The organism is Mesorhizobium sp. BR1-1-3 (assembly GCF_020165455.1).
GTDB classification, from domain to species: Bacteria; Pseudomonadota; Alphaproteobacteria; order Rhizobiales; family Rhizobiaceae; genus Mesorhizobium; species Mesorhizobium ciceri.
Genome location: NZ_JAIUIC010000003.1, coordinates 550,367 through 571,888 on the forward strand (window position 1 = coordinate 550,367; position 21,522 = coordinate 571,888).

Annotated in this window: 19 protein-coding genes and 1 tRNA gene; 6 read left to right on the top strand and 14 right to left on the bottom strand. The window is 63.2% G+C overall.

Translation table 11 applies throughout. The features are described from left to right. Positions 1-82 precede the first annotated feature (82 nt). From LB559_RS09920 to LB559_RS09945, 6 genes are all read right to left on the bottom strand, one after another. Positions 83-553, bottom strand: a complete 471-nt coding sequence (locus LB559_RS09920; protein ID WP_013530197.1) for a low molecular weight phosphatase family protein — start codon at positions 551-553, stop codon at positions 83-85. Then, on the bottom strand, positions 541-1,026 hold the full coding sequence (locus tag LB559_RS09925; RefSeq protein WP_013530198.1) for a UPF0262 family protein: 486 nt from the start codon (positions 1,024-1,026) through the stop codon (positions 541-543). Before LB559_RS09925 ends, LB559_RS09920 begins: the two co-directional genes overlap by 13 nt. A gap of 6 nt (positions 1,027-1,032) precedes the next feature. Then, the gene (gene hisD / locus LB559_RS09930; RefSeq protein WP_224673939.1) at positions 1,033-2,325 is read right to left on the bottom strand and encodes a histidinol dehydrogenase; all 1,293 of its coding nucleotides are present in this window, start codon (positions 2,323-2,325) and stop codon (positions 1,033-1,035) included. Positions 2,326-2,332: 7 nt separating this feature from the next. After that, on the bottom strand, positions 2,333-2,767 hold the full coding sequence (locus LB559_RS09935) for a DUF2948 family protein (protein WP_013530200.1): 435 nt from the start codon (positions 2,765-2,767) through the stop codon (positions 2,333-2,335). 205 nt (positions 2,768-2,972) lie between these two features. Beyond that, positions 2,973-4,265, bottom strand: coding sequence for a UDP-N-acetylglucosamine 1-carboxyvinyltransferase (gene murA / locus LB559_RS09940; protein WP_013530201.1), 1,293 nt, complete (start codon positions 4,263-4,265; stop codon positions 2,973-2,975). A 130-nt stretch (positions 4,266-4,395) separates the two neighbouring features. Next, positions 4,396-4,590, bottom strand: a complete 195-nt coding sequence (locus tag LB559_RS09945) for a hypothetical protein (RefSeq protein WP_013530202.1) — start codon at positions 4,588-4,590, stop codon at positions 4,396-4,398. Between the two features lie 161 nt (positions 4,591-4,751). Between LB559_RS09945 and LB559_RS09950 the strand changes: the two genes are divergently transcribed. Both LB559_RS09950 and LB559_RS09955 read left to right on the top strand, forming a co-directional pair. After that, a tRNA-Thr gene (locus tag LB559_RS09950) sits at positions 4,752-4,826 on the top strand. A gap of 320 nt (positions 4,827-5,146) precedes the next feature. After that, the gene (locus LB559_RS09955) at positions 5,147-6,721 is read left to right on the top strand and encodes a DUF882 domain-containing protein (RefSeq protein ID WP_063170045.1); all 1,575 of its coding nucleotides are present in this window, start codon (positions 5,147-5,149) and stop codon (positions 6,719-6,721) included. A gap of 301 nt (positions 6,722-7,022) precedes the next feature. On the opposite strand, the gene LB559_RS09960 is transcribed toward LB559_RS09955, so the two are convergent. The 3 genes from LB559_RS09960 to LB559_RS09970 all read right to left on the bottom strand — a co-directional run bounded on the left by LB559_RS09960 (position 7,023) and on the right by LB559_RS09970 (position 9,364). Further along, positions 7,023-7,547, bottom strand: a complete 525-nt coding sequence (locus LB559_RS09960) for an OsmC family protein (RefSeq protein ID WP_013530204.1) — start codon at positions 7,545-7,547, stop codon at positions 7,023-7,025. 110 nt (positions 7,548-7,657) lie between these two features. Next, positions 7,658-8,194: a carboxymuconolactone decarboxylase family protein gene (locus LB559_RS09965; RefSeq protein ID WP_024504783.1), complete on the bottom strand. Its 537-nt coding sequence runs from the start codon at positions 8,192-8,194 to the stop codon at positions 7,658-7,660. Between the two features lie 87 nt (positions 8,195-8,281). Then, entirely contained in the window at positions 8,282-9,364 is a 1,083-nt protein-coding gene (locus tag LB559_RS09970) for an RNA polymerase sigma factor (protein WP_224673940.1), read from the bottom strand. Positions 9,365-9,591: 227 nt separating this feature from the next. On the opposite strand from LB559_RS09970, the gene LB559_RS09975 reads away from it, so the two are divergent. Further along, a complete protein-coding gene (locus LB559_RS09975) occupies positions 9,592-10,497 on the top strand; it encodes a MurR/RpiR family transcriptional regulator (protein ID WP_127366532.1) in 906 nt (301 codons plus the stop codon). A gap of 57 nt (positions 10,498-10,554) precedes the next feature. Continuing rightward, positions 10,555-11,871, top strand: coding sequence for a M20 family metallopeptidase (locus LB559_RS09980; protein ID WP_063170048.1), 1,317 nt, complete (start codon positions 10,555-10,557; stop codon positions 11,869-11,871). Positions 11,872-11,895: 24 nt separating this feature from the next. Here LB559_RS09980 and LB559_RS09985 read toward each other — a convergent pair whose 3' ends face one another. The 5 genes from LB559_RS09985 to LB559_RS10005 are packed head-to-tail and all read right to left on the bottom strand — an operon-like array spanning position 11,896 to position 16,519. After that, the gene (locus tag LB559_RS09985; protein ID WP_224673941.1) at positions 11,896-12,930 is read right to left on the bottom strand and encodes a branched-chain amino acid ABC transporter permease; all 1,035 of its coding nucleotides are present in this window, start codon (positions 12,928-12,930) and stop codon (positions 11,896-11,898) included. Next, positions 12,927-13,802, bottom strand: coding sequence for a branched-chain amino acid ABC transporter permease (locus tag LB559_RS09990; RefSeq protein ID WP_063170049.1), 876 nt, complete (start codon positions 13,800-13,802; stop codon positions 12,927-12,929). The genes LB559_RS09985 and LB559_RS09990 overlap by 4 nt, the downstream gene beginning before the upstream one ends. 12 nt (positions 13,803-13,814) lie before the next feature. Continuing rightward, the gene (locus LB559_RS09995; protein WP_013530211.1) at positions 13,815-14,528 is read right to left on the bottom strand and encodes an ABC transporter ATP-binding protein; all 714 of its coding nucleotides are present in this window, start codon (positions 14,526-14,528) and stop codon (positions 13,815-13,817) included. Then, positions 14,525-15,262 carry an ABC transporter ATP-binding protein gene (locus LB559_RS10000; RefSeq protein WP_127366362.1) on the bottom strand — a complete coding sequence of 246 codons (738 nt, stop codon included), beginning with the start codon at positions 15,260-15,262 and terminating at the stop codon, positions 14,525-14,527. The genes LB559_RS09995 and LB559_RS10000 overlap by 4 nt, the downstream gene beginning before the upstream one ends. Before the next feature lie 3 nt (positions 15,263-15,265). Further along, positions 15,266-16,519 carry an ABC transporter substrate-binding protein gene (locus tag LB559_RS10005; protein WP_224673942.1) on the bottom strand — a complete coding sequence of 418 codons (1,254 nt, stop codon included), beginning with the start codon at positions 16,517-16,519 and terminating at the stop codon, positions 15,266-15,268. A 190-nt stretch (positions 16,520-16,709) separates the two neighbouring features. On the opposite strand from LB559_RS10005, the gene LB559_RS10010 reads away from it, so the two are divergent. Continuing rightward, positions 16,710-17,528 carry an alpha/beta fold hydrolase gene (locus tag LB559_RS10010; RefSeq protein ID WP_224673943.1) on the top strand — a complete coding sequence of 273 codons (819 nt, stop codon included), beginning with the start codon at positions 16,710-16,712 and terminating at the stop codon, positions 17,526-17,528. A gap of 130 nt (positions 17,529-17,658) precedes the next feature. Further along, on the top strand, positions 17,659-21,468 hold the full coding sequence (gene metH / locus LB559_RS10015; RefSeq protein WP_224673944.1) for a methionine synthase: 3,810 nt from the start codon (positions 17,659-17,661) through the stop codon (positions 21,466-21,468). Positions 21,469-21,522: the final 54 nt, after the last annotated feature.

Below are 21,522 nucleotides of genomic sequence, written 5' to 3' on the forward strand. Positions count from 1 at the left end.
ACCTTTGCTTGGATGGTAGTTCCAGCACCCTGGCCGGAATTTCGGCGGAACCTATATGATAATCGTCCGCTTGTGAACACGCTTAATCCGTCGCGTTTTTTGCCTCTGGAAGCAAGAAACGTCGGCCTATGCGCACCTTCAGCCGCTCGCGGACGTCCCGGTACGCTGCCATGATCTGTTCGCGCGTGCCACCGGCGTCGGTCGGGTCCGGCGTCGGCCAATATTCGACCTCGACGGCGAGCGAGCGGGTGAGTTCGAGTGCGGCGTGGTGCGCTTCGGGTGCCAGCGTGACGATGAGGTCGAAATAGTCGTCCTCGAGATCGTCCATCGTCCTTGGGTGGCGCTCGCCCAGCGTGAGATCTTCTTCGGCCAGCACCGCATCGACGAACGGATCGCGCTCGCCGGCGCGAACGCCGGCCGAAGCGACAAAGACGGTGGCGGGCAGCATCCGGCGCGCCAGCTGCTCCGCCATTGGCGAGCGCACGGCATTCATGCCGCACAGGAACAGGATCGAACGGGGCAGGGCGCCGGGCGACAGGGCTAGCCCCGCCAGTGCAGCACGCAGACCAGCGTGAACAGCCGGCGCGCCGTATCGAAGTCGATGTCGATCTTGCCGGACAGCCGGTCCATCAGCGTCTGCGAACCTTCATTGTGCAGGCCGCGGCGGCCCATGTCGATCGCCTCGATATGGCTCGGCGTCGAGGAGCGGATGGCGTCGTAGTAGCTTTCGCAGATCATGTAGTAATCCTTGACGATGCGCCGGAGCGGCGTCAGCGACAGGATATGGGTGACGACGGCGGTGCCATCCTCGCGCGCCACGGCAAACACCAGCCGCTGCTCGGCCAGCGACAGTTTCAGCCGGTAAGGGCCGTCGCCGCTGTCATTGACGGGCTGGAAACTGTTCTCCTCGATCAGGTCGAAGATCGCCACTGCACGTTCATGCTCGACATCCGGCGTTGACCGGCCGATCGATTCATCGAGTTCGACATCGATCAGCCTGGCGCGGGTTTGATCGGGGCCAGACATCGCCGCCTACATGTTCAACCGTATGGCGACGGAGCGTCCATGCGCGTCAAGACCCTCCGCCTTGGCCAGCGCAATCGCCGCCGGCGCCAAGATACGCAACTGCTCCGGTCCAAGCTTGAGGATCGACGTGCGCTTGACGAAATCGAGCACGGACAGGCCGGACGAGAAACGCGCCGAGCGCGCCGTCGGCAGCACATGGTTGGAGCCGCCGACATAGTCGCCGATGGCTTCCGGCGTGTGGCGGCCGAGAAAGACCGCACCGGCATTGCGCATCCGCGACAGGAAGCCCTCGGCGTCGTCGATGGCCAGTTCGACATGTTCGGCGGCGATGCGATCGACCAGCGGCAGCGCGGCGTCGATGGCCGACACCTGGATCACGGCACCAAAATCGCGCCAGCTCGCCGCTGCCGTTTCAGCGCGTGGCAGGCTCTGCAACTGGCGCTCGACCGCCTGTTCGACCGCGATGCCGAAAGCCGGATCGTCGGTGACCAGGATCGACTGCGCCGAAGCGTCGTGTTCTGCCTGGGCCAGCAGGTCGGCAGCGATCCAGTTCGGATCGTTGCTGCCGTCGGCCACGACAAGCACTTCCGATGGCCCGGCGATCATGTCGATGCCGACGGTGCCGAAAACCTGGCGCTTGGCTGCCGCGACATAGGCATTGCCCGGGCCGACGATCTTGGCGACCGGCCGGATTGTCTCGGTGCCATAGGCGAGGGCGGCGATCGCCTGCGCGCCGCCGACGCGGTAGATTTCGGACACGCCTGATATGTCCGCTGCCACCAGCACCAGCGGATTGATGATGCCGCCCGGCGCCGGCACGACCATGACGATGCGCTCGACGCCGGCCACTCTGGCCGGCACGGCGTTCATCAGCACCGAGCTCGGATAGCTCGCCGTACCGCCCGGCACATAGAGCCCGACGGCCTCGATCGCCGTCCAACGCCAGCCGAGCTCGACGCCGGCGGCATCTGTATAGCGATCGTCCTTCGGCCGCTGCCGTTCATGATGCGAGCGGATGCGGTCGCGCGCGAACTCCAGCGCCTCGATCGTCTTTGGGTCGGCCGTTTCGTAGGCGGTTGCGATGTCTTCCTTAGACACGGCAATGCCGAGGCCGGTCAAATCGGCGCGATCGAATTTCCGCGTATAGTCGATCAGTGCCGCGTCGCCCTCGGCGCGCACGCGCGCGATGATGTCGCGCACCGCGGCATCGACATCGGCGGAGACCTCCCGCTTGGTCGTGAGGAAGGCGGCGAAACGTTGCTCGAAATCGGCATCGGACTGACGAAGCGTGATGGCCATCGGACGCTCAGGCCTTGTGGATGGGGCGCGAGGTGGCTTCCCACGCCCCGCCGATGTCGGCAAGACGGGCCTCGATGCACTCGACGTCGAGCATGATCGCACCGCCGCCCGAGAAGATCAGCTCGACGATGCCGGCCGGCTTGCTGATCTCGATGAAGCTGATCGCCAGCAGCGACAGGACTTCGGCAGGCTTGTCGCGGTCAATACCGCTGGTCTTGGCCCCGAGCACGCGGTCGAAATGCAGCACGGCCTGCCGTCGCTCATTATGCTGGCGAAACAGGCCGGATTTTGCCTCCCAGACGAAACGGTTCATGGTCAGCAGGAAACGCTTGGCCGCGGGGAGGAATTCGAGGTCGCTGACTTTCAGCACGGCATCCTGGACATGAGCCGAAACGATGCTCAGATCCTGGTCGTCGAGCGCGATAAGCTTAAGGGCGGTCATACGGATTTCGCACCTGAAGGTTGATTGTTCAGCCTTCTGTTAGGCGGTCTTGGCGATCGGTGCAACCGCACCAACAGCTGCAGCTCTGCGCTGCCCCTCATCGCCCTGCCGGGCACTTCTCCCCGGATAGTGACGGGGAGAAGGACGCTGCCGCGAAGGATTTCGCCAATCTCCTGCGTTGCTAGAGAGGAGCCGAGGTCGCGGGCTACGCCGAAATCCGTTCGATCACCGCGCCGCAGTTGGACAGCTTTTCTTCCAGCCGTTCGAAGCCGCGATCGAGGTGGTAGACGCGGTTGACCGTGGTCTCGCCTTCCGCCGCCAGGCCGGCGATGACCAGCGAGACAGAGGCGCGAAGATCGGTCGCCATGACCGGCGCGCCCTTCAGCTTCGGCACGCCGTCGACGATCGCCGTCTGGCCCGAAAGCGTGATGTGAGCGCCGAGCCGCGCCAGTTCCTGCACATGCATGAAGCGGTTCTCGAAGATCGTCTCGGTGATGCGCGACTTACCCTTGGCCATGGTCATCAGGCCCATGAACTGCGCCTGCAAATCGGTCGGGAAGGCCGGGAAGGGTGCTGTCGTCACGTCGACCGGCGAAATGCCGGCGCCGTTGCGCCTCACCCGGATGCCGGAATTGGTCGGCGTGATCTCCGCACCCGTCTGGGCGATCACGTCCAGTGCGGTCTGCAGCAGGTCCGCACGCGCGCCTTCGAGCACGACGTCGCCGCCGGTCATGGCGACGGCCATCGCATAGGTGCCGGTCTCGATGCGGTCGGGAATGACGCGCACGCGCGCACCGGAGAGCGATTCGACGCCGTCGATGGCAATGGTTGGCGTGCCGGCGCCGGAAATCTTCGCGCCCATGGCGTTGAGGCACTCGGCCAGGTTGACGATCTCGGGCTCGCAGGCGGCATTTTCCAGCACCGTCTCGCCCTTGGCGAGTGCCGCGGCCATCATCAGCACATGGGTGGCGCCGACCGAGACCTTCGGGAAGATATAGCGGTTGCCGACAAGGCGGCCATTCCGGGTCTTGGCGATGACATAGCCGGTGTCGACGTCGATATCAGCGCCCAGCGCCTGGAGGCCCTCGAGGAACAGATCGACCGGCCGCGTGCCGATGGCGCAACCGCCCGGCAGCGACACTTTTGCTTCGCCCATGCGGGCCAGCAGCGGGCCGATCACCCAGAACGAGGCGCGCATCTTCGACACCAGCTCGTAGGGCGCTGTGGTGTCGACGATGTTGCGGGCGGAGAAGTTGATGGTGCGCGAATAGCCCTCATTCTGCTTCTCGCGGCGGCCATTGACCGAATAATCGACGCCGTGATTGCCCAGGATGCGGATCAGCTGCTCAACATCGGCCAGATGCGGCACGTTTTCCAGCGTCAGCGTGTCATCGGTCAAAAGCGAGGCGATCATCAAAGGCAGCGCCGCGTTTTTCGCGCCCGAGATCGGAATGCTTCCGGAGAGCTTGTTGCCCCCGACAATTCTGATGCGATCCATGGAAGAACGTCCCTCTCGGCCAAAAAAGGGCCGGTTCAATCGTTTGAGTAGCGGCCCGTCTAGACCATTGGCCAATCTGGTTCAAGAAATAGGATTTCGCCCACCCCAGGCCAAGAGTGACCTATTTGAGTTAATCTTTTTGTATTTTCTTCGATGCAGCGAGCCCGTCCGGGCGCAGGTCGGCCTCGCCGGTCCGCCGCGAGCGCGACTGCGCCTTGCGCTTCTGCAGATTGGCGCGCAATTGCTCGGCGAGCCGATCCTTGCGGATTGTTGCGCTGCTTTTCGGTGGACCATCCTTTTTCACTGGAATTGTCTTGTCGTCCATCGCCCCATCCCCGCCGGCGACCCACCAGCTTGCTGTTCAGGGATAGCCAACATTGTGGCACTGCCATGTCATTAAAAGCCATCCGGCAAAGCCTTTCACAGAAGCGTTGCACTTGGCCTTGCGCTTGCCGGTTCGATATGGCAGAAGCCCCGCCATCAGCGGCTGCGGTAGCTCAGTGGTAGAGCACTCCCTTGGTAAGGGAGAGGTCGAGAGTTCAATCCTCTCTCGCAGCACCAGTTTCCAACATCCCTGTTGCCGCACGATCGTCCTCTGCATTTGCGAGGGCGAGGCGGGTACATGGGATGGCGCGGCTCTCGTGCCGGCAGACCCTGTCAGCGGTTCATTGCTTCAGAAAATGGCTGCCACAGGCAAATCCAGCCGAAGCGCATCCCGGCAAGACACGATTCATTAACCAAGATGCTATTCATCGACATGACGTATTGTGGCATGGATGTCCGTCTTCGCCGGTCAGACCCATGCTTGTCAGGAAGAGGGCCGAAAGGCTCCTGATCTGGGCGGAAATCTAAATCGCCCGAAACAAAAGAACGTGCAAGGCATGAACGTGAGCGAAAACGTGCAAAACGCCCCCGGTGCTTCCCGTCTTTGGACCCTGCCTGCTATCATCGCAGCGTTCCTTTGCCTGTGCGCTACCGGCGCGTTCGCGGAGACGCGTGCTTTGAGGATTCAACATCTCCATACGGGCGAGAAGGCTGAAATCGTCTTCAAGCGCAATGGGCGCTATGATCCGGCGGGATTGAAGAAGATCAATCTCATGCTGCGCGACTGGCGTCGCAACGAACCGACGAAGATGGATCCGCGCCTGCTCGATCTTGTCTGGCAGGCCTATCGCGCCAGCGGCTCGACAGCCTATATCCATGTGGTCAGCGCCTATCGTTCGCCGGCGACGAACGCCATGCTGCGCAGCCGCTCGAAGGGTGTGGCCCGGGAGAGCCAACACATGGTTGGCCGCGCGATGGACTTCTTCCTGCCGGATGTGCCGCTGAAGAAACTGCGCGACATCGGCCTCAAAATGCAGGGCGGCGGCGTGGGTTATTATCCCACCTCCGGTTCGCCTTTCATACACATGGATGTCGGCAATGTGCGGCATTGGCCGGGCATCAGCCGCCAGGAACTCGCCAAGGTATTTCCGAACGGCAACACACTGCATGTGCCGAGCGACGGCAAACCGCTGCCCGGCTATGAGCAGGCGTTTGCCGCCTACAAATCGCGCAAGGGCGCCGGCACGCCCAACATCGAGCTGGCAAGCGTCGACGGCGGCCAACGCAGGCCGCGTGGCCTGCTGGCGACGCTCTTGGGCGGGGGCGGCGCAGACGAGTCCGATGATGTCGCCGAAGCGGTGCCGGCGCCACGCAAACCGGCGAGGTCCGTCGAACCCAGACCGGCCGGACAGGGTATCGCTATCGTGCCGCCGCAGGATGCCCAGCGGGCGGACATCCAGATTGCTGGCAGCGATCCAGGCGAAGAACCGCTTGCCGGGCAGAAGGGGAAGACGCCTGAAGCGATCGTCATGGCGATGGCGCCGGGCTCAGTGCCGCTGCCGGCCTTCGCACCGCGCGCCGAGTTCACGGCACCCGTTCCCACCCCGGAAACCGCACCGTTGGCAATCGCCGGCGCGTCCACGGCGCAGGCCGAGCTGGCCGTTGCCAAGCCGGACGCCGCGAATGCCGATGCCGCTGCCACGAGCGTCGCGCCGGAGATGATGGCGCTCAACGTCCCATTGCCGACATGGCGGCCGGAAAGCCAGTCAAGCCCGACGCGCCAGTTGGAAGCAGCCAAATCTGGCGATGCCATCGGTGTCTTGCTGGCCATGCATCACCCCGACGACGGGCTGGCCGGCGAGCGGATCGCGGCGCCGGCGTCAAAGCCAGAAGATCGCGTCAGGACGAACCCCAAGGCCGATCGTGTCCAGCGGCGCCCCGATTCCGAGGCAGATCGCGCTATTACCGGTGGGGCCGCATCAACAGGGGCGCCCATGATTGCCGCCAATTTCATCCGCACGGCGCCGGAGCATGTCTATCTCGATGGATTCCAACCGCGGGGACGGACGTCCGATCACCGCCGCTTCACCGGCTCCGCGGTGAAATTCCTGCCCATCGCCAGTTTCAAATAGAGGGCGAAAGCACCGTTCGATCCAGTATCGAAATGTGTTGCGCCATATCGATGGCCGGGGCGGTCACGGGGTTCGCAATGCCGAACCCTTCCGCGCTATAACACTTGGCGAGCAGCGCGCTACTGCAGCGGGCAGTCGGCTCGTTGCTGTCGGCCGCCATCCGTTGCCTTTCGAGCAGATCGCCCCGCGAAATTGCCAGGATCGTGGTGGCGCAAACGTGCACGAGGCACATTTGGCCCGCCGGCCGCAACCGGCGGGACTAAGCCACAGACCGCCCAGCGGGCGAGTTCTGCGACAAGGATCACGCCTGGTGAATCACCAATTCGCTGGTCATGGGAATTCCTCTAAGGGCGCCAAGCACCATGTTGTGCGAGATCGCGCGCTCATGAATTTTCTCCAGATCGGCGCGGGGCGCCGAAGAACACACGGTCGCGCTGAGGTGCAGGGACACGTAGCAATGCCGGGCGTCCACGGGCGCCGTGAGCCCATCAAGTCCGTCGAACTCGCCACGCGGGTCGAACACGCCTTCCGCGATGAAATCGACCGAACGAAGATCGACCCCCGCATGCGCTGCCAGCATCGGATAATCCGAGCCGGCGCACACAGCCGCCGCGGCAAAGATCTGCTCCCAGGGAAAGACGGCGGTCGGCGAATTGTCCTTGAGGCTCGCCGGTCGCTCCAGTAGCGGTGTTGTGTAAGGATCGCCTGATTGCGGGTCGAAGCGGTAGCGGGCACGATAGGTGCCACGCACCGCGTCACCGTGTTTCTTTAGCACGGACACGATATCTTTGACTGTGCTGACGGTTTCTCCGAAGACTACTGGCATCTTTACCTCCCTGTAAAATGAGAATTCCACTCCCTATTCCGGTCCGCGGATGCCGACGACGGTTGCCGCGGCCTGGCCCCAATCCCGACAATGTGCCGACAAGGCTCGCGCTACTTGGCAGGCGCGGCAGCCTGAGCGTCGCCGCCGAGATCCTTCTTGAAGGTCTCAAAGTCGACCTGCATGCCGTTGAAGATCGTGCTCCAGTGCCGTGACAGAGCGGCGATAGCGACGGCCTCTTCGATCTCGTCCTCCGTTGCGCCCGCCTGTTTTGCGCTCTCGGTGTCTTCCCAGATGCAATACTGGCAGGGAATTTGTGCGGAGACGGCGAGCGAGATCAGAGCCTTGACCTTCGGCGGCAGGGCGGTTTCGCTGGAGAACTGCAGAGCCTTCACCTCTGCCCAGGCGCCCGGCAGCGCTGCTTTTGAAACCTGATGGAGAAAGGTCGGCACCGAGCCGAGCGTCCGCTCGACGTCCTTATAGGTGGCGTCGACCTCAGCCTGACCGGCCCAGCCTAAGCCTGATGACAACAATGTGGCGCAGACGACAGTCGATGCGAACGCCGTGTGAAGGAGGCGGCGCGAGCGGCTGGGCCCGAGCTCGCCGTGGTGTGCGATGGAAGCAACATGGGAAACTGCGAAGGCGAACATGATCTCTCTCCTCTTTGGAACCATTTGCGTCCGGGCCAGATGATGCCCGCGTGCTGTAAGGAGTCACGGACGGGAGAAAAAGTTCGATCAGTCGTCGTCGATTCTAGGCGGACGCGGCGAAAGATGAAGATGCAAGCGTCGGGCCTTGCCGTCTCGCTGAAAGATCACCAGGACGACACCCGGCGGGCAGTGGAAAGGGTCTTCCGGCGGATTGACGAATAGTCCCTCGATCACAGTGACCTGGCTGGCGCTGAGAATGCGCTGCGGTTCCAGGCGGACGCCGGCTTCCGTGTCGGCGTCGACTTCCCAGGCAAGGAATGAGCGACCCAGCACTGGTTTGCTCGTCCCGCGGACAAGATGCAGGTCCTCTGCAAAGTGCCCAAGGAAGCGGTCACGCTCGCCATGCTGGTTGAGCCCATTGAAAATTTCGGAGTAGAATCGCTGGCGCTCGCGAGACTGCGAGCGAGCCTCTGTGTCGGCAAGGCCCGCCGTTTCCAGCAGCATCTCGGCAAGCTTGCGTTTGGCTTGCGACAAACGACTGCGAACCGTCCCAATCGGGACACCCAGAATGGCGGCCAGTTCCTCGTAAGACTGATAGCTTCCGAAATAGCGCAACATGGCGGTAGCCTGCAGCGGCTCGGGAAGCTTGCGTAGGGCGTCCCAAACCCATTCGCGAAGCGCGACTTTCTCCAGCCGCTCCTCAATGCTTGCGCGTTCGTCTGGGCGGTCTGGAATGTCGGCGGTCAAGATCTCGCGTCGTCTTCGACGCAATTGTTGCAGGCAACAGCGGTGCAACACAGTGCGAAGCCAGCCACCGACGGCTTGCGGATCCTTGAGTTCGCCGATGCGCCTCAGCGCGATCAGGAAAGTCTCATGCACAGCATCTTCGGCGTCCGACCCATAGCCGAGCATGTTCAGCGCTATCGCATAGAGCCGTGCGCGATGACGTTCCAGCAGCAGGCCGAGGCAACCACAATCGCCGCCCCGAGCGGCAAGGGCCAGTTCGGCATCACTCGGCACGATATGAGTTTCGTAGCCCATGGGCTTAAGATGCATCAACTGGCGAAAAAGTTCGAATGCCAGTTCAGCTTTGTCACGATCCGTGTTCGGCGGGCACCAGTTCACCAATGACGCTTTGATGGGGTTTTGGATTGAGGTTATGACCCTCACTTCACGTCCGTAACAACCGGCCCCGGAACGGGGTCCGTGAGAACCAGGCTCGCCGCCAAGATACTCAAGCGAGATCGAAAGTGCATATGGCAGTGAGCAAGGATTGGATTCTGGCGGATGCGGGCGATCTACGCGGCTAGATTCAATCCTGTAAAACTTTTTCCAGATTTGACACCATTTCACAAAATTGTAAGATAATCATCTTCCGTCAGCGATAGGCGATGACCATGTCGATCCGCGAAGAACTGGCCAACACGACCGTGGCGTTCACCTCCGCGGAAGAGAAGATCGTCCAGGTCCTGCTCGCCGATTACCCGATGTCGGGGCTGGGCACCGCAACCCGGCTGGCACGGCGCGCCGGCGTCAGCGACCCGAGCGTGACGCGGCTGATGACCAAGCTTGGCTATGTCGGCTTTGCCGATTTCCAGGCACGCCTGCTAACCGAAGTCGAATCCAGGCTGCATTCGCCGCTTTTGATGATGGAAGCCAAGCGTCCGGGCGGCTCCAGCGAAGGCACCGCACTTGCCTATTTCCATTCGGTTTCCGACAGCCTGGAGCGTACGCGCACGGCTGTGCCGGTGCAGGCCTACACGCGCGCTGTCAACATGCTGCTCGAGAGCAAGGGCCAGGTCGTGCTGCTGGGCGGCCGGTTCAGCCGGCATATCGCCTCCATGCTGGCCGGCTATCTCCTGCAGTTCCGCTCCGGCGTGCGCGACATCGGTTCGTTGAGTCCCGCCGATTTCGACCTGTTGATCGACCTTGGCAAGCGCGACCTCCTCGTCGTGTTCGATTACCGGCGCTACCAGTCGGACGTGGTGAGCTTTGCCCAGCAGGCCAAGGAGCGCGGCGTCTCCATCCTGCTGTTCACCGACGTCTGGCTGTCGCCGATATCTGACATAGCGGACCTGACCATGGTCGCGGCGATCGACGCCAACTCGCCGTTCGACACGCTGGCGACGGCCGTTGCCCAGATGGAAACCGTCTTTGCCCACGCGCTGGAGGGCCATGGCGCCGGGGTGCGCAAGCGCATCGAGGACATCGAGAAGATCCGCAGCGCCAATGCGGTCACGCTCGATACCGTCCTATCGTCATCGGCCGACGACGCCGCCAAATCCAAAACCACAAGGAAGTAGTGTCGTTGCGCCCAGTGCAGCGATGCAAAGCGCCGCGACGCAGAAAAGGAAGCGACAATGCCCGACAACCAGACCATCATCGACGCCGTGCAGGCTGAGATCGAGACCGATCGCGACTGGTTGATCGGCCTGACCCGCGACATGGTCCGCATCCCTTCGGTCAACCCCAAATTCGAGCCCAATCCGGCGATCAACCGCGAGGCGGATGTCCAGGCGCTGCTCGAACCGATCCTCAAGCAGGACGGGTTCAGGACAGAGCAATGGGATGCCTTGCCCGGGCGGCCCAATCTGGTCGGCGAATGGGCGGGAGACGAGAGCCGCAGCCTGATCCTGTGCGGCCATATCGACGTCGTGCCGGTCGGCGCGATGAAGGACTGGTCGGTCGATCCGTTCGGCGGCGAAATCACCAATGGCCGGCTCTATGGCCGCGGTGCCGTCGACATGAAGGGCGGCGTCGCCGCTTGCATCGCCGCCGCGCGCGCGATCCGCAAGGCGGGCATCACGCTGCAGGGCCGGCTCGCCATCCACTCGGTCGTCGATGAGGAAGCCGGCGGCTTCGGCGCCATGGACGCGGTGAAGAAGGGCAAGCTCGCCAAGGCGGTGCTGGTCGCCGAACCGACCTGGGGCGATGTCCTGCCGGTCGAAGGCGGGCTGGAATGGGCGCGGGTGACGATCCGTGGCCGCAACGCCCATTCGGCGCTGCGCTACAACGAGATCTATCCGCAGCGCCACGACAAGGACCGGCTGGAGCCGGGCGTCAATGCGATCGAGATCGCCGCCCGCTTCATTGCCGCCGTGCGCCAGTATGAGCTGGACCGGACGCGAGCAAAATCCCATCCGCTGCTGCCGCTCGGCATGAACACCATCAACATCGGCGTCATGCATGGCGGCACCGGCCTTGGCGAGCACGGCCTGCCGACCGTCATGACCAACCCGGCCATCATTCCCGATGTCGCGGTGCTCGATCTCGACATGAAATTCCTGCCCGACGAGAATTCGGCCGACTACCGCCGCGATTTCGAGGCGTTCGTCCACCATTTCGCGCAGACCGATGCGTGGCTGCGCGACAACCCGCCTGCGATCCAATGGGAGCTCGGCGGGCTGCATTTTCCGCCGATGAACACGCCGGTCGACCATCCGCTGGTGAGATCGCTGATGAAGCGCAAGGCCATGGTCGGCAAGGCGCCGCAGGCGCGTGGCTTCGTCGCCGTGTGCGATGCCGCGCACTATGCCGGCGCCGGCGTCGACGGTGTCATTTTCGGCCCGTCAGGCGACGGCTTTCACGGTTCCGACGAGTATGTCGAAGTCGAATCGGTGGTCGAGACCGCCAAGGTGATCGCCGCTTCGGTCATCGACTGGTGCGGCATCCGCTGAGGCGGAGCCGCCAGTCCGAAACGGTCAGGCCGGGCGCTTCAGGCGTCCGGCGACGGCGCCCCATGAAGCCTTGATCATGCCGACCAGGCCGCTCGGGTAGGCCAGCATCACGCCGATGATCAGCACCGCCGTGATCATCGGCCGCCACGCGCCGAAATCGGCCATCCATTCGGCGAAGATCGTCAGCACGAAAGAGGCGATGATGGCGCCGTAAATAGTGCTGGTGCCGCCAAGCAGCACCATCGACAGGATGATGGTCGCAAGGCTCATGCCGAAGACGTCGATCGAGGCATTGCGCTGGTAGGCGGCGTAGAAGGCGCCGGCGATGCCGGTGAAGAAGGCGCTCGCGGCAAGCGTCAGCATGCGCTGGCGCACGATCGAGACGCCGCGGCTGATGGCGTATTCCTCATTGTCGCGCAAGGCGACGATGCTGGCCCCGGTGCGTGAGCGCACGAACACGCGCAGGAATAGGGTGCTCGCCACCAGCAGCGCCAGCGCGATGTAGAAATAGGCTGATTTGCCGTCACGGACCATGTTGTGGTCGAACACGTATAGCCCGGGAATGCGCACCAACCCTTGCGTGCCGCCGGTGATGGCGGACTGGCTGATGATCACCTGCATCACCAGCTGCGCGAAGCCGAAAGTGACCAGGATGATGTAGATGCCCTTCAGCCGCAGGATCGGGATGGTCACCAGGACCGCCGCCAGGGTGGCGATGACACCGCTGGCAAACAGTGCGATCCACGGATCGAATTCGGCCAGCTTGGTGAGCAGGCTGTAGGCATAGACGCCGATGCCGAACAGCGCCAGATGGCCGAAATTGAAGACGCCGCCATAGCCGAGGCTGAGGTCCCAGTTCGAGGCGACGATCGCATAGATGAAGACCATGATCAGGATGTGACGGGCATAGGTGTCGCCGAAGATCAACGGCAGCAGTGCCAGCAAGGCGAAGCCGAGCACGAAGCCGATGGCCTCCTGCTTCCACGGCGTACGGCCGGGAGCAATCGGGGTTGCCGCCGCTGTGTGGCTAAGGGTAACCGGCGATGTCGTATCGGTCATGCTAGGCCTCGGGAGCGGCTGGCAAAGATGCCCTCGGGGCGCACCATCAGGGTCAGGATCAGCACGCCGAACAGCAGCGCCGGCGTCCAGTACAGGCCGAAATAATAGCTGCAGGCGGCCTCGAAGAAGCCGATCAGATAGGCGGCGAAGATCGGTCCCGAGATGCTCGATATGCCGCCGAAGACGACGACGATCAGCGCCTTGAGCAGCGGGTCGCTGCCCATCACCGGCGACATGAAACGATAGCCGCCCATGAAGATGCCGGCGAGGCCTGCAAGCGACGCGGCAATGGCGAAGGCCAGCCCATAGAGCGCGGTGACGTTCAGCCCGACCAGATGGCTGGCATCTTCATTCTGCGCCACGGCGCGCAGCGCCAGCCCGAGCCGCGTGCGGTTGAGGAACATCCAAAGTGCGGCCAGGATCAGCGGCGTGATGACGATGATGGCGATCTGGTGCAGGGAGACGCCGACGCCGCCGATGGTGGTGTTGCCGGTGATCAGCGCCGGGATCTGCTTCGAGCGCGGTCCCCAGATGGTCAGCGCGCCGTTCTCGATCAGCGACCCGGCTGCCAGCGTGGTGATGACGACGACCAGCACGATGTTGGGTCGGCCGATCAGCGGCCGCACGACACTCGCCTGCAGGATCCAGCCGACGCCGGCCATGACGACGACGGCTATGGGAAAGGCGACCGCCGCCGGCAGGCCGAGTTCGACCAACTGCCAGGCGATGTAGGCGCCCAGCATCATGAACACGCCATGGCTGAAATTGAACACGCCGATCGTCGTCCAGACCAGAGCCAGCCCGACCGCCATCATGGCGTAGAGCGAGCCCTGGAACAGGCCGCCGAACAGGATTTCCGCCAATGCGCTCATCTTCGGATTTTCCTAATGGCCAAAATACATCGACATGATCTCGCCGTGGTCGAGGCTTTCGCCCGGCTTGATCTCGGTCGCAACGGCGCCATGGTTGACGAGGTAGAGTTGCTGCGTCAGTTCCAGCAGGAATTCGATGTCCTGCTCGACGACGATGAGCGGTACGCCGCCGCGCGAAATGTCCATGACGGAGGCGCAGAGCTCGTCCTTGATCTTGGGCGCCAGCCCCAGCGTCGGCTCGTCGAGGATCAGCAGGCGCGGATGGCTCATCAGCGCCGTGCCGATCGACACCATCTGGCGCTCGCCGCCCGACAGCGTGCGCACGCGCTGGCGCCAGCGTTCCGCCAGTTTCGGGAACAGCTTGACCACCTTTTCGCGGTTTTCCGCCTCATGCGGCCGGGCCCGCGGCGAATAGGCGCCGAGCGCCATGCAGTCGGCGATCGAGAGATCGGGAAACAGCCGGTTGCCTTGCGGTACATGGATCAGGCCGGCGCCGACGATGGCGCGTGCGCTGTGGCCGACAATGTCTTGCCCGTCGAACAGGATGCGGCCGCTCTTCGGCTGCAGAAGCCCGGAGATCGCACGCAGCAGCGTCGTCTTGCCATGGCCGTTGGGGCCGAACAGGCCGACATTGCCGAAACGGCCGGCCTCCAGCGAGATATCGTGCAGCACGGTGACGCGGCCATAGCCGGCGGTGACGCCTTCGACGCTGAGAATGGGATTCACGCCGCCGACCTCCTCGTGCCGAGATAGGCCTCGATGACGTGCGGATCGGCGATCACGCCTGCCGGATCGCCGGCGGCCAGGACGCGGCCATTGTTGAGCACCAGCAGATGCTGCGAAAGGCTCATCAGGAAAGTCAGCACGTGCTCGATCAACAGGATGGTGATGCCGCGTTCGGCGGTGCGGCGGATCAGGCCGATCGACGTCTCGATCTCGGGTTTGGTCAGGCTCGATGCCGGCTCGTCGAGCAAGAGCATGCGTGGCTGCATGGCGATCGCCGTGGCAAGCATCAGGCATTTGCGCTCGAACACGGACAATTCGCCGGCAAGCCGGCCGAACGACTGGGATCCAAGGCCGACGAACTCCAGCGCCTCGGCGGCGGCATTGCGGGCCGTGGCCGCTGTCTTTTCCTGCTTGCCGTAGCTGGCGCCGATCAGCGCGTTCTCGAACACGGTCAGCCCGTCGAAGCTGGTCTCGCGCTGAAAGGTCCGGGCAAGGCCGAGGCGCGCGATGGCGTGTCCCGATTTGCCGTTTATGGCAATGCCGTCAAAGCGGATCTGGCCCCGGTCGGGCCCGAACGGGATGCCGGTGATGATGTTGAACAGCGTGCTCTTGCCGCTGCCGTTCGGGCCGGCGATACCGAAGATCTCGCCGGCCTCGACCTTGAACGACACGCCATCGACGGCCTTCAGCGAACCGAAGGCCTTCGACACGTCGTCCAGTTCAAGCAGGGCCATTCCCTACTTCATCCAGGGCTGGAGCTTGAAGGCGCCGGTGGCATATTTCTCCGGTGAGATCAGCGTGCGCTGGCCATCCCAGATCTGGAAGAAGGTGATCGGAATATAGTCGTCGCCCTGCGTGGCAAGGTGGGTGGCGGGATCGAATTTCAGCCGCCCTTCCGCGACCTGCTTGTCCGTCTCCGACAGCGCCTTCATGATCGCCGCATGGTCGGATGCGCCGCCGACCTTCTTGACCGCGTCGAAATAGACATTGGTCATTTCGTAGAGGCCGACGCCGTAGGTGCCGCTCTCGACGCCGTATTTTGCCTTGAACTTGGCTGCCACCTCATCGGCGCGCGGGTTCTTCGGCGTCGTCAGCGCGCCGCCGAGCAGGTTGTAGATGACGCCATCCGATTTCTTGCCGGTCAGCTCGACGAATTCCGGAACGCTCGGCGCGTATTGCAGGAAGACGAGGCTCTTGGTCGGCTGCTCGAGGAACTGGTTGAGGAACGACGCCGAATTGCCCGGCAGATAGTCGGTGTTGATGACGACATCGGGAACGTTCTCGCGCACCTTGGCGAGGATCGAACGCCAGTCGGTCACTTCGCCGAAGGGTACGATCTCGTCGACGGTGATGGTCCAGCCCTTCTCCTTGAACGTCTTCTTCATGCCTTCGGAGATGGTCTTCGAATAGGCATTGTCGGACGAGATGATGGCGACCTTCTTGGTCGGCAGGGTGATCTTGCCGTCGGCCGCGAGCTTCTCGACGAACAGGGTGACGTCGGTGTTGTAGGCGTCGAAGGAAGGCGTCAGTGACCAGCAGCACATGTATTTGTCGGGGCTCGGCGCGATGATGTCCCTGGTCTGCTGCGAGGTGGCCGCCAGCATGTAGGGCATTTCCGCCTCGGCCATGTTGTCGATCTCGAAATTGGTCAGGCTGGCATAGCCGGTCAGCATGAAGTGCACGCCCGGATCGCCAAGCAGGCGTTCGACGGCGCTGGTGACGTTGCCGGCGGATTGATCCTTGACGTCGCCGACCACCAGTTCGAACGTATCTCCGGCAACGCCGCCGGCTGCGTTCGCTTCGTCGATGGCCATCTGCACGCCGCGCTGGAATTCCTGGCCGTCCGCCGCGGCAGGGCCGGTGAGCGGCGCAAGCACGCCGATCTTGACGACGTCGGCAAAGGCGGGGGCGGCTGATGCGGCAAACATGCCGATCAACGTCGTGCTCATCAGCATATGGCGGATTCGACTTGCGGCGGATTTGGGCTTCATCGTGCTGTTCCCTGTTTTCCTCCCGTTCATCGGGAGTTGGATAATTGACAATCTACGCATAATTGTTCTTATTTGAAAAGGATTTTTCAACGCAACCTGGCCGGGAACAAGGTTCCCGCAAAGGTATGGAAGCCGTGGCGCTTTGCTGCGCAACTGCATTAAAACAGGGCAATTCCCGACGGAGCGGACAATGACGATCTCGCAGAAGACCCTTGAAACCAGCCACGGCAAGATTGCGGTGCGTGAGACCAGCGGCCAGGGAACCGCTGTCATGCTGATCCACGGCAATTCATCTTCCAGTGCCGTTTTCCGCAACCAGTTGGACGGCCCGTTGGGCGAGCGATATCACCTCATCGCTCCCGACCTGCCCGGCCATGGAGCGTCCGGCGATGCGATCGATCCAGAGCGTTCCTACAGCATGGAAGGCTATGCCGATGCCATGACCGAAGTGCTCGGGCTGCTCGGCATCGACAAGGCCATCGTCTTCGGCTGGTCGCTCGGCGGCCATATCGGGCTTGAGATGATCGACCGCTTTCCCGGCCTGCTTGGCTTGATGATCACCGGCACGCCGCCTGTCTCGCCCGAGGAGGTCGGCAGCGGATTCAAGCCGAGCCCGCATATGCATCTCGCCGGGCAGGAGACCTTCACCGGCGCCGACGTGGAGGCCTATGCGCGCAGCACTTGCGGCGAGCCGTTCGAGCCGTTTCTCATCGACACGGTGGCGCGCACCGATGCACGGGCGCGGCGCCTGATGTTCGAAAAGTTCGCGGCCGGCACTGGCCGGAACCAGCGCGAGATCGTGGCCGGCAAGACGCCGCCGATCGCCGTTCTGAACGGCATCGACGAGCCATTCGTCAACACCGATTTCGTCTCGGCTGTGAAATTCTCCAATCTATGGGAAGGCAAGGCGCATCTGCTCGACAAATCCGGCCACGCGCCGTTCTGGGATTCGCCCGATCGCTTCGATCCGATCTTCGCCCGCTTCCTGGCGAGCGTCGACAGAGCGTAGGTCCGTCGGAAAACCGGCGCCACGGACCCGCCTTCGCGTTGGGTGGGTGACAATCACGCGCATCTGTCGTATATTGACATAAAGATATCCTTATGTGCCATGAAAAGGCCTGTCGCCAAAGGGATAAAAAATGTCGCAGAATTCTGCCTCGCTGGACGCATTGTTCGGCCCCGTCGCGGCAAAACCGGACGGCTCGGAAGTGCTTGCCGCGCTGACAGCGGCGGCACGCGAGCGCATTCTCATCCTCGACGGCGCCATGGGCACGCAGATCCAGGGCCTCGGGTTTAACGAGGACCAATTCCGCGGCGAGGCTTTCGCCGGCTGCGCCTGCCATCAGCAGGGCAACAACGATCTCCTGATCCTGACCCAGCCCGGGGCGATCGAGGAGATCCATTATCAATACGCCATCGCAGGCGCCGACATCCTGGAGACCAATACTTTCTCCTCGACCTCGATCGCCCAGGCCGACTACGGCATGGAAGATGCCGTCTATGCGCTGAACCGCGATGGCGCGCGGCTGGTCAGGCGCGCCGCTGTTCGGGCCGAGCAGCAGGACGGCAAGCGAAGGTTTGTCGCCGGAGCGCTCGGGCCGACCAACCGCACCGCCTCGATGTCGCCCGACGTCAACAATCCCGGCTATCGCGCCGTGACCTTCGACGATTTGCGCCTCGCCTATGGCGAGCAGCTGCGCGGGTTGATCGATGGCGGCGCCGACATCATCCTGATCGAGACCATCTTCGACACGCTGAACGCCAAGGCGGCGATCTTCGCGGCGGAAGAGATCTTCATCGAGAAGGGCGTGCGCCTGCCCGTGATGATTTCGGGCACCATCACGGACCTCTCCGGCCGCACGCTGTCGGGCCAGACGCCGACCGCCTTCTGGCATTCGGTGCGCCATGCCAACCCCTTCACCATCGGCCTCAACTGCGCGCTCGGCGCCAACGCCATGCGAGCGCATCTGGCCGAAATATCCGGTGTCGCCGACACCTTTGTCTGCGCTTATCCGAATGCCGGCCTGCCCAACGAATTCGGCCGGTATGACGAAAGCCCGGACTTCATGGCCGCCCAGATCGAGGATTTCGCGCGTGAGGGACTGGTCAATGTCGTCGGCGGCTGCTGCGGCTCGACGCCGGAGCACATCCGCGCCATCGCCGAGGCGGTGCGGAAGTATCCGCCGCGCGCCATTCCGGACATTGAGCTCAGGATGCGCCTGTCCGGGCTGGAGCCATTCACGCTCACCGACGAGATCCCCTTCGTCAATGTCGGCGAGCGAACCAATGTCACCGGCTCGGCCAAGTTCCGGAAACTGATCACGGCGGGCGACTATGTCGCCGCGCTCGACGTCGCCCGCGACCAGGTCGCCAACGGCGCGCAGATCATCGACATCAACATGGACGAGGGTCTGATCGATTCGAAGAAGGCCATGGTCGAATACCTCAACCTGATCGCCGCCGAGCCGGACATCGCCCGCATTCCTGTCATGGTCGACAGTTCGAAGTGGGAGATCATCGAAGCCGGCTTGAAATGCGTGCAGGGCAAGCCGCTGGTCAACTCCATCTCGATGAAGGAGGGCGAAGAAGCCTTCCTGCATCATGCCAGGCTGGTCCGCGCCTATGGCGCCGCCGTCGTCGTTATGGCCTTCGACGAGGACGGCCAGGCCGACACCAAGGCGCGCAAGGTCGAGATCTGCACCCGCGCCTACAAGCTCCTCACCGAGCAGGCCGGCTTCCCGCCCGAGGACATCGTCTTCGATCCCAACGTGTTCGCCATCGCCACGGGCATCGAGGAGCACGACAATTACGGCGTCGACTTCATCGAGGCGGCCGGCGAGATCACCGCCACGCTGCCGCATGTCCACATTTCCGGCGGCGTGTCGAACCTGTCTTTCTCGTTCCGTGGCAACGAGCCGGTGCGCGAGGCCATGCATGCCGTATTCCTTTACCATGCCATCCAGCGCGGCATGGACATGGGCATCGTCAATGCCGGCCAGCTCGCCGTCTACGATACGATCGAGCCTGATCTGCGCGAGGCCTGCGAGGATGTCGTGCTCAACCGCGCGCCCAAGGCCGGCGGCACCGCCACCGAACGCATGCTGGAGATCGCCGAACGCTTCAAGGGCACGGCCGGCAAGGAAGCGCAGGAGCGCGATCTCGTCTGGCGCGAATGGACTGTCGAACAGCGGATCAGCCATGCGCTGGTCAACGGCATCACCGAATTCATCGACGCCGACACCGAGGAAGCACGGCTTGCCGCCGAGCGGCCGCTGCATGTCATCGAAGGTCCGCTGATGGCCGGCATGAACGTCGTCGGTGATCTGTTCGGTGCGGGAAAGATGTTCCTGCCGCAAGTGGTGAAGTCGGCGCGGGTGATGAAGCAGGCGGTGGCTGGACTGCTGCCGCACATGGAAGCCGAGAAGCTGGCAAACGCCGCCAACGGCATCGACAATGGCGAACGCAAAACGGCCGGAAAAATCCTGATGGCGACGGTCAAGGGCGATGTCCATGACATCGGCAAGAACATCGTCGGCGTGGTTCTCGCCTGCAACAATTACGAGATCATCGATCTCGGCGTCATGGTGCCGGCGGCCAGGATCCTGCAGACGGCGCGCGAGCAAAATGTCGATATCATCGGCCTGTCCGGCCTGATTACGCCGTCGCTGGACGAGATGGCGCACATGGCCGCCGAGATGGAGCGTGAAGGCTTCGACATTCCGCTGCTGATCGGCGGCGCGACGACCAGCCGCGTGCACACGGCGGTGAAGATCCACCCGCGCTACAGCAAGGGGCAGACGGTCTATGTCACCGACGCCAGCCGCGCGGTCGGCGTGGTCTCATCCTTGCTGTCCAACGAGAGCAAGGGCGGCTTTGTCGATACGGTGCGCGCCGAATACAAGAAGGTCGCCGATGCGCATGCCCGCTCGGAAGCCGACAAGCAGCGTTTGCCGCTGGCCAAGGCGAGGGCCAATGCGCATCGGATAGACTGGTCCGAATATGAGCCGCCGAAGCCGTCCTTCACAGGCGTCAAGGTGTTCGAGAACTGGGACCTGACCGAGCTCGCGCGCTACATCGATTGGACGCCGTTCTTCCAGACCTGGGAGCTGAAGGGCCGCTATCCCAAAATACTCGAAGACGAGGCGCAAGGCGCCGCCGCGCGCCAGCTGTTCGAGGATGCGCAGGCGATGCTGAACAAGATCATCGCCGAGAAATGGTTCGCGCCGCGCGGCGTCATCGGCTTCTGGCCGGCCAACGCCGTCGGCGACGACATCAGGCTGTTTACGGACGAGAAGCGGTCGCAGGAACTGGCGACGTTCTTCACCTTGCGCCAGCAACTGACCAAGCGCGACGGCAAGGCCAATGTTGCCCTGTCGGATTTCGTCGCGCCGGCGGAGTGCGGCAAAGCCGATTACATCGGCGGCTTCATCGTCACCGCCGGCATCGAGGAGGTGGCTATCGCCGAACGGTTCGAGCGGGCGAATGACGACTATTCCTCGATCATGGTCAAGGCGCTGGCCGACCGCTTCGCCGAAGCCTTTGCCGAGCGCATGCATGAGAAGGTGCGCAAGGAATTCTGGGGCTACGTGCCAGACGAATCGTTGGCGCCGGACGAGCTGATCGGCGAACCCTATCGCGGCATCCGACCGGCGCCCGGCTATCCGGCTCAGCCAGACCATACGGAGAAGGCGACTTTGTTCCGGCTGCTCGACGGCGAAGGCAATGCCGGCGTGAGACTGACCGAAAGCTATGCGATGTGGCCGGGTTCATCCGTCTCGGGGATCTATCTGGCGCATCCCGAAAGCTATTATTTCGGCGTCGCCAAGGTCGAACGCGACCAGGTCGAGGATTATGCACGCCGCAAGGCGATGCCGTTGGTCGAGGCCGAGCGCTGGCTTGGCCCCATCCTCAACTACGTGCCGGCACACTATGCCGAGGCGGCTGAATAGCCGATGCCGGCGCGCCTGGCGGAAGCGACAGGCGAATGCCGATCGCTTCTCCAG

What these genes read in the sequence shown, in the direction of transcription:
- murA (WP_013530201.1), bottom strand. Translation starts at nt 4,265, where the DNA reads ATGGATCGCATCAGAATTGTCGGGGGCAACAAGCTCTCCGGAAGCATT.
- LB559_RS09960 (WP_013530204.1), bottom strand. Translation starts at nt 7,547, where the DNA reads ATGCCAGTAGTCTTCGGAGAAACCGTCAGCACAGTCAAAGATATCGTG.
- LB559_RS09945 (WP_013530202.1), bottom strand. Translation starts at nt 4,590, where the DNA reads ATGGACGACAAGACAATTCCAGTGAAAAAGGATGGTCCACCGAAAAGC.
- LB559_RS10000 (WP_127366362.1), bottom strand. Translation starts at nt 15,262, where the DNA reads ATGGCCCTGCTTGAACTGGACGACGTGTCGAAGGCCTTCGGTTCGCTG.
- LB559_RS09925 (WP_013530198.1), bottom strand. Translation starts at nt 1,026, where the DNA reads ATGTCTGGCCCCGATCAAACCCGCGCCAGGCTGATCGATGTCGAACTC.
- LB559_RS09980 (WP_063170048.1), top strand. Translation starts at nt 10,555, where the DNA reads ATGCCCGACAACCAGACCATCATCGACGCCGTGCAGGCTGAGATCGAG.
- LB559_RS09975 (WP_127366532.1), top strand. Translation starts at nt 9,592, where the DNA reads ATGTCGATCCGCGAAGAACTGGCCAACACGACCGTGGCGTTCACCTCC.
- LB559_RS09985 (WP_224673941.1), bottom strand. Translation starts at nt 12,930, where the DNA reads ATGACCGATACGACATCGCCGGTTACCCTTAGCCACACAGCGGCGGCA.
- metH (WP_224673944.1), top strand. Translation starts at nt 17,659, where the DNA reads ATGTCGCAGAATTCTGCCTCGCTGGACGCATTGTTCGGCCCCGTCGCG.
- LB559_RS09935 (WP_013530200.1), bottom strand. Translation starts at nt 2,767, where the DNA reads ATGACCGCCCTTAAGCTTATCGCGCTCGACGACCAGGATCTGAGCATC.
- LB559_RS09965 (WP_024504783.1), bottom strand. Translation starts at nt 8,194, where the DNA reads ATGTTCGCCTTCGCAGTTTCCCATGTTGCTTCCATCGCACACCACGGC.
- LB559_RS10005 (WP_224673942.1), bottom strand. Translation starts at nt 16,519, where the DNA reads ATGAAGCCCAAATCCGCCGCAAGTCGAATCCGCCATATGCTGATGAGC.
- LB559_RS09990 (WP_063170049.1), bottom strand. Translation starts at nt 13,802, where the DNA reads ATGAGCGCATTGGCGGAAATCCTGTTCGGCGGCCTGTTCCAGGGCTCG.
- LB559_RS09955 (WP_063170045.1), top strand. Translation starts at nt 5,147, where the DNA reads ATGAACGTGAGCGAAAACGTGCAAAACGCCCCCGGTGCTTCCCGTCTT.
- LB559_RS10010 (WP_224673943.1), top strand. Translation starts at nt 16,710, where the DNA reads ATGACGATCTCGCAGAAGACCCTTGAAACCAGCCACGGCAAGATTGCG.
- hisD (WP_224673939.1), bottom strand. Translation starts at nt 2,325, where the DNA reads ATGGCCATCACGCTTCGTCAGTCCGATGCCGATTTCGAGCAACGTTTC.